Annotated in this window: 7 protein-coding genes; 3 read left to right on the forward strand and 4 right to left on the reverse strand. The window is 72.9% G+C overall.

The features are described from left to right. The 3 genes from BN12_RS17760 to BN12_RS17770 all read left to right on the forward strand — a co-directional run. On the forward strand, positions 1–688 hold a 688-nt coding region (locus tag BN12_RS17760), incomplete at its 5' end, for a FadR/GntR family transcriptional regulator (protein WP_048554542.1). After that, positions 685–1,380: a cache domain-containing protein gene (locus BN12_RS17765; RefSeq protein WP_048554560.1), complete on the forward strand. Its 696-nt coding sequence runs from the start codon at positions 685–687 to the stop codon at positions 1,378–1,380. The genes BN12_RS17760 and BN12_RS17765, both read left to right, overlap by 4 nt. A 119-nt stretch (positions 1,381–1,499) precedes the next feature. Then, positions 1,500–2,651, forward strand: a complete 1,152-nt coding sequence (locus BN12_RS17770; protein ID WP_048554561.1) for a lactonase family protein — start codon at positions 1,500–1,502, stop codon at positions 2,649–2,651. A gap of 62 nt (positions 2,652–2,713) precedes the next feature. On the opposite strand, the gene BN12_RS17775 is transcribed toward BN12_RS17770, so the two are convergent. From BN12_RS17775 to BN12_RS17790, 4 genes are all read right to left on the reverse strand, one after another. Next, a complete protein-coding gene (locus BN12_RS17775) occupies positions 2,714–2,941 on the reverse strand; it encodes a hypothetical protein (RefSeq protein ID WP_048554562.1) in 228 nt (75 codons plus the stop codon). After that, positions 2,938–3,579, reverse strand: a complete 642-nt coding sequence (locus BN12_RS17780; protein WP_048554563.1) for an RNA polymerase sigma factor — start codon at positions 3,577–3,579, stop codon at positions 2,938–2,940. Before BN12_RS17780 ends, BN12_RS17775 begins: the two co-directional genes overlap by 4 nt. Positions 3,580–3,629: 50 nt before the next feature. Next, positions 3,630–5,300 (reverse strand): phospholipase C, encoded by a 1,671-nt coding sequence (locus tag BN12_RS17785; protein WP_048554564.1) that lies wholly within the window; start codon positions 5,298–5,300, stop codon positions 3,630–3,632. 158 nt (positions 5,301–5,458) lie between these two features. Then, the coding region (locus BN12_RS17790; RefSeq protein ID WP_157635743.1) for a Dyp-type peroxidase at positions 5,459–6,627 on the reverse strand (1,169 nt) is incomplete at its 5' end.

Raw genomic sequence — 6,627 nt, forward strand, 5'->3', positions numbered from 1 at the left:
GCTCGCGCGGGCCATCGAGCTGGGCCTCATCCTCGAGGGCGAGCGCCTGCCGCCGGAGAGCCAGCTGGCCGACGAGCTCGGCACCGCGACGGTCACCCTCCGCGAGGCGCTCGCGACGCTCCGCGAGCGCGGCCTCGTCGAGACCCGCCGGGGCCGCGGCGGAGGGACGTTCGTCCGGCGCGAGACGGAGGCCGCGGCCCGGGTCCCACGGGCCGACCGCGACGGCCTGCTGAGCCAGCGGCTGAGCGGCTTCACGACCCTCGAGCTGCGGGAGCTCGGGGACCACCGCCGGGCGATCTCTGCCACGTGTGCGGCGCTCGCCGCCGAGCGGTCCCTCGACCACGAGGTGACCCGGCTGCGCCAACGGGTCGACGTCCTGGCGTCGGCGCGGACCCGCAGCGAGCGGCGTCGGGCCGACGCACAGCTCTGGCTCGAGGTCGCCGCAGCGGCGCAGTCCTCCACGCTGGCCCGCGAGGAGCTCGGCCTCCAGGCCCGGCTCGGCGACCTGCTGTGGTTCGGCTGCGACGACGCGGACCACGCGCGGGCCGTCGCCCAGCGCGGACGGCTCGTCACCGCGATCGCGAGCGGCAGCGGCGCCCGCGCCCGCGCCCTCGTGGACCGCACCGTCGACGTCGACACCGAGCGGCTCGTGGCGCTGCGCCTGCGGCTGTACCGGGAGGCGCCGTGAGGACGACCGAGAGGCGGGACCTCCTCGTCGCGACGGTCGACGCGCTCGGGACCGTGCTCTCGGGGCTGAGCGCGCTGGCCGCCGAGGCCGCGGGGCTCTGGCGCGGCGGACCCCCGCCGGTCGCCGACCTCGCCACCCTCCGGCACCCGATCGGCATGATGCTGTCCGACCACGCCGACCTCATCGTCGGTGCGGGGATCGCCGTCGGTCCGGACCGTCTCGCCGACGCGGACCGCCATCTCGAGTGGTGGTGGGCGAGACCGGGAGGCGGGCTGGAGAGCCTGCGGGTCAACCTCGACCCGTCGGCCCCCGACTTCTACGACTTCGCGGGTGAGGAGTGGTTCGCCGGGCCCGAGGCGACGCTCGACCCCTGCGTCGCCGGACCCTACGTCGACTACGCGTGCACCAACGACTACGCCCTCACCGTCGCCCATCCGGTGGTCCAGCGGGGGCGGATGGTAGCGGTCGCCGCGGCGGACCTCCCCGTCGCGAGCCTCGAGGCTCGGACCCTGCCGGCCCTGGCCCCCGGCGCCCCCCGGGGCGTGCTCGTCAACGCGTCCGGCCGGGTCGTCCTCTCGACGGTCGCCGACCTCCTCCCGGGCGAACGGGTGGACGACCGGCTCGCCCCGTCGCGGAGCACTGCCGCCCCGGCGCCGATCCCCGGGTGGCGGCTCCACGAGCTCGACGCCTGACGGAAGAGGAAACGATCGGGGCCGGCGAGGTAAGAGCGGCCGCCGTCGCGACGCATACGGGATGTGAGGCACCGGACCCCTCGGGGTCAGGGGCCATCCCGACACGACGGAGGAGCACGATGAAGCGCATCACCACACTCGTCAGCACGATCGGCGCGGGGGCCGCCGCGCTCACGATGGGCGCCCTGCCGGCCGGCGCGGCACCCGGGGCCCAGCACGGCGCCGGCCACCCCCCTCGAGGGGTCGTCTTCGTCCAGAACGACGCCGTCGGCGGCAACACGATCGTCGCCTACGACCGCACCCGGTCCGGGGGGCTCGTCCGGGCCGGCAGCTATGCGACGGGCGGCAAGGGGGGCGTGCTGTCCGGGTCCGTCGTCGACCACCTCGCGTCCCAGGGGTCGCTGACCTACGACGCCGGCGCACACCTGCTCCTCGCCGTCAACGCGGGCAGCGACAGCGTCACGACCTTCGCGGTGCACGGGGACCGGCTCGTCCGCAGGCAGACCGTCGGCTCGGGCGGGCAGTTCCCCGTGAGCATCGCGTCGCACGGCGGGGTCGTCTACGTCCTCAACGCCCGCCACGGCGGGTCGATCACCGGCTACCGCCTCGTCGGCGGCCGGCTCGTCCGCGTCCCCGCCTGGCACCGCGCGCTGCATCTTGACACTTCCGCTCCGGGCCAGCCGGACGAGTTCACCCACACGCCGGGACAGGTCGGGTTCACGCCGGACGGCAGGACGCTGCTCGTCGCGACGAAGGCCGGCGGCAACTCGATCGCCGCGTTCGCCGTGGGGCAGCACGGCCTCAGCGCGCGCCCGACGGTCACCTCGCTGCCGGGGGCGGTGCCCTTCGGGTTCACCTTCGACGGGCGAGGGCACCTGGCTCTCACCGAGGCCGGTCCGAGCGCGGTCGCGACCTTCGCCGTCCGGGCCGGCGGGCGACTCGCCGCCCTCGACAGCGCGGCCACCGGACAGGCCGCGACCTGTTGGATCGTGGAGACCGGTGGGACGCTTTACGCCTCCAACGCGGGCAGCGGCACCCTGTCGGTGTACCGCGTCGGCGCCCGGGGCTCGCTCGCCTCGCGAGGCACGGTCGCGACCGACGCCGGCACGGTCGACGCCGCGGCCTCCTCGGACGGACGCTACGTCTACGTCCAGACCGGAGCAGCCGGCATCGTCGACGCCTACCGGGTGCACCATGACGGGTCGCTCACCATGACCGGGTCGGTGACGGTCCCCGACGCCGCCGGGGCCGAGGGGATCGTGGCCCTGTAGAGCTGCGCTGAGGGCGACAGAAGGGCCGGGTGCCTGGGGCGCACCCGGCCCACCTGTCGCCTTCAGCCGCCCAGGTCGGGGTTCGTCACGGCTGCCAGCAGCCCCTCGAAGTCCTCGTTGCACGGGCCGCACGCGGCGAGGTGCGCCGCGACACCGGGGTAGCGCGCGGCCGGGTCGAGCCCGGCCGCGATCGCCTCGACGTAGACATGGAGGACCGCCATCGCCTCGTCGCACCCGACGTCGCGCGGGTCCGTCGTGAGGAACGCCTCGAGACGCGCCCATTCGCTCATGGCCGTCCCGCCCCCTCTCGCCCGTCGGACCCGGCGCCCGGCGCGTCGTCCAGATACCCGTTCGCATCGAGGAACGCGCGGATCTTACGCCGGGCGTCGAAGACCCCCTTGTAGATCGCACCCCGGCTCGATCCGGTCCGGGCGACGAGCGCGTCGAGCGGCACCCCGCCGAGGACGATGGCGACGAACAGCGCCCGCTGGTGCTCGGTCAGCACCTCGTCGACCGCGCGACGGATCGCGTCGACCATCTCGCGCCGCTCCGAATGCGCCGAGGGATCGACGCCGAAGCGGTCCGGCAGGCGCTCCCAGTCCTCGTCGGCCAGCCGAGCCGCGGGACGGCGCCAGTAGTGCCGGCCCAGCTTCGAGGACACCTCGAGGACGACGAACCGGTAGGCCCACGTCGTGAAGCGACTCTCACCCCGGAACGTCGGGAGCTTCGCGAGGACGGCGACCGTCGCGTCGTCGGCGGACTGGTGGGCGACGTCGTCGAGTTCCGGGCCGGTGATCGCCGTGCCGCGCCGGGCCACCTCGTGCAGCGCGACGCGCAGGAGCAGGTCGTGCAGGCGGGCGACGCCCTCCTCGCGTGCGGCACCCTCGGCGCCGAGGGCCGCGAGCCACTCCCGCGACGCCTCGTCCATGTGGGCAGGCTACCCACCGAGCGGGCGCGGGCGTCGCGGGATGCGCGGACCTACGACGCCTTCGTGAGGACCGCGGTGGCCTGCATCGGCGTCCCGTGACGGATCGGCGTGATCGAGGTGACGGCACCCCGCTGGTTGAGGATGACGCGCTTGTTGTTGGACTGGGTGAAGTCGAACAGTCCCTTCATGCTGCGGGCCCGGGCGTCGAAGGAGTGGTCGCCGACGCGCGGCATGAACCAGTTGTCCTCGACGAACTTGATGATCGAGGCCTGCTCGATCGGCGCGTGGCCGACGTAGTTCGTCTTCGCGTAGGGCGAGATGACCAGGAGGGGAAGGCGCGGGCCCGGTCCGCAGCGGCCCTGGTAGCCGCCCGCGATCGGGGCGCCGGAGTCGGTGCAGATCGCCGCGTCGGTGGAGGTCGAGCCGCCGTTCGTCACGACGGGGGCGACGTGGTCGTACCAGCCGTCGGAGTCGTCGTAGGCGATGACGACGGCGGTGCTGCTCCACTGCGGTGAGCGCTCGAGGAGGTTGATCTCCTTGACGAGGAAGTGCTGCTCGTCCGTCGGGTCGGAGTAGCCGGCGTGGCCGTCCTGGTAGGACGCGGCCTTGAGGAAGCTCACGGCAGGCAGGTTGGAGGCCTTGACGGCCTTCGTGAAGTCGGTGAGGTCGTACTGGTGGTTGGCCTGGCCGTTGTGACCGGTCTCGGCGACGTTCTTCGGCGGCAGGTGGTGCGGGTTGGCCGTCGAGGCGTAGTACTGGAAGGGCTCGTGGTGCGGGCTGTAGTCGCGCTGCGAGTAGCCGCCGACGTTCTCGTGGGTCGCCGCGCACGCGGCATACGGGTGGCTGTCGCTCGCCGGTGTCGTCGGCCGGAAGCCGCCCTGGAACCAGCCCCAGGTCACCCCGCGGGCGTTGAGGAGGTCGCCGATGTTCTTGTCGCCCGTCGCCTCGGTGAGGCTGTTCGTCGAGGTCCGGTCGTTGTTGGAGCAGTCGTCGTATGCCGGGTCCGGGTCGTTGATCATCGTGCCGACGCCGTTCGCGTCCGGGCTGAAGATCGCATAGCTGTCGGTGACCGGCTGGAGGGTCGTCGGGTCGACCGCCCGGAACCCGTGCGTGTTGCCGGAGGCGAGGTTGATCGCGCCGGGTGTCGACGGGCCGAAGTTCGAGTCGTAGAAGTTGTCCGAGAGGGCGTACTGCTGGGCGTAGTTCCACATCGCGGTGACGGTGTTGCCGTCGAAGTAGTCCATCGCGAGACCGGGGGCCTGGAACATGCCCGTGCACGTGTCGACGCTCGTGTACTGGACGACCTTGTCCATCGCGCCGTTGTTCGCAGCCAGCTGCTCGGGGCCGTAGTTGTGGTTCTGGTCGCAGGTGAGCGCCTCGCTCGGGGTGAGGCGGGTCGGCGCGTAGAGGTTGGGGTTGCTCGTGAGCAGCCCGGAGGTGACGAGGTTGTTGTTCCGCGGGGTGCTCGTCACGGGGTAGAAGCGGGTGCCGTCGGTGTTCGCCGCGTGCGGGTAGGTGCCGAAGTAGTGGTCGTAGGAGACGTTCTCGTCGAAGATCACGACGAGGTGCTTGATCGGCGACGCGGTCTGGTTGGAGCGGTCCGGGATCTTCGCGGGGGCGCTGGCCGAGGAGCCGAGCGCGCCGGCGGTGAGCAGACCGCCGGCGGTGAGGGCGAGGACCGCGGCCGAGCCGAGAAGACTGCGGCGGGTAGCACGACGCACGAGCGTTCCTTCCGGTCGAGATGACACGGTCCCGGGAACAGGCCACCGGTCGCGTCGACCGGGAGGCGGTCTGCCTCGTCCGCAGTTCGTCACGATAGACCCGGAATGACGGGTTGCGCACCTCCGAGCCCGGAAGGTCGCGACCGGGTCGGCGAGCGCTACGCGAGGAGAGCCCTCGCATACCAGTCGGAGGCGTCGCGGACGCCGGGCAGCGCGAAGAAGTACCCGCCGCCCACCGGCGAGATGTAGTCGACGAGCGGCTCGTCGATGAGCCGCTTCTGCACGGTGACGAACCCGCGGTCGAGGTCCTGCTGGAAGCAGTTGAAGATGAGGCCCATGTCGAGGTTGCCGTTCGCGTCGACGCCGGCGTCGTAGTTGTAGCCGCGCCGGAGGATCTGGTTCTCGGCGGTCCGGGCCGTGCGCGGGTTGGCCATCCGGATGTGCGCGTCGAGCGGGATGCTGCCGCCGAGCGCGTCGTTCGTGTAGTCCGGCAGGTCGGTCTCGACGTTGCCGGTCAGCGGGGCGCCGGTGTCGCGGTGCCGGCCGATCATCCGCTCCTGCTCCTCGATGTTGACCCGGTCCCAGAACTCGACGAGCATCCGGATGACCCGCACGACGTGGTAGCTCCCGCCCCGGGCCCACTCGGGCTCGGCGGCGCCGGCCCACACGAGGCGGTCCATCGTCGCGGCGTCCGCGGCGTCCGGGTTGGCGATGCCGTCCTTGAAACCGAGGAGGTTGCGGGGTGTGCCGCTCGGCCGGGGCGGGCTCTGGAACCCGTCGACGCGCCACCGGACCTGCATCGCGCCCCGCGTATGCCGCGCCACGTCGCGCAGGGCGTGGAGCACCGTGTCCTGGGAGTCGGCGCGCAGCTGCAGGAGGAGGTCGCCGTCGCACCGGTCCCGGTCGAGGTCGTCGTTGGGAAAGGTGTCCATCGCGCGCAGCCGGGCCGGCTTGGTCGCGCCGAGACCGTAGCGCGTGTCGAACATCGAGGCCCCGACGCTCACCGTCATCGCGAGTCGGCCGGCGGGGATCTGCGTGCCGAGGACCCCGGAGTCGGGGGAGGGTGCCGAGATCCCCACCGAGGGCGCTGGCCCGCCGGCGGTGAGGGCCCGAGCGCGGTCGGTCAGCGTGTGCATGAGGTCGACGAGCTCGCCGCGGTCGCGTGCCGTGAGGTCGAAGGAGACGAATGCCGACCGAGGCGCCGGCTGCTCGAGGATGCCGGCCTGGTGGGTTCCGTGGAAGGGGACCCGGGCGTTCGGGTCGGCCGCCTCCGTCACCGAGACTGTGGACGCCTCGGCGGGGGCGCCCGCGACACCCGCGACGGCGG

Source organism: Nostocoides japonicum T1-X7 (assembly GCF_001046855.1).
In the GTDB taxonomy this organism is placed as follows: domain Bacteria; phylum Actinomycetota; class Actinomycetes; order Actinomycetales; family Dermatophilaceae; genus Nostocoides; species Nostocoides japonicum.

Coding starts and splice junctions, on each gene's coding strand:
- BN12_RS17770 (WP_048554561.1), top strand. CDS start 1,500: ATGAAGCGCATCACCACACTCGTCAGCACGATCGGCGCGGGGGCCGCC.
- BN12_RS17775 (WP_048554562.1), bottom strand. CDS start 2,941: ATGAGCGAATGGGCGCGTCTCGAGGCGTTCCTCACGACGGACCCGCGC.
- BN12_RS17780 (WP_048554563.1), bottom strand. CDS start 3,579: ATGGACGAGGCGTCGCGGGAGTGGCTCGCGGCCCTCGGCGCCGAGGGT.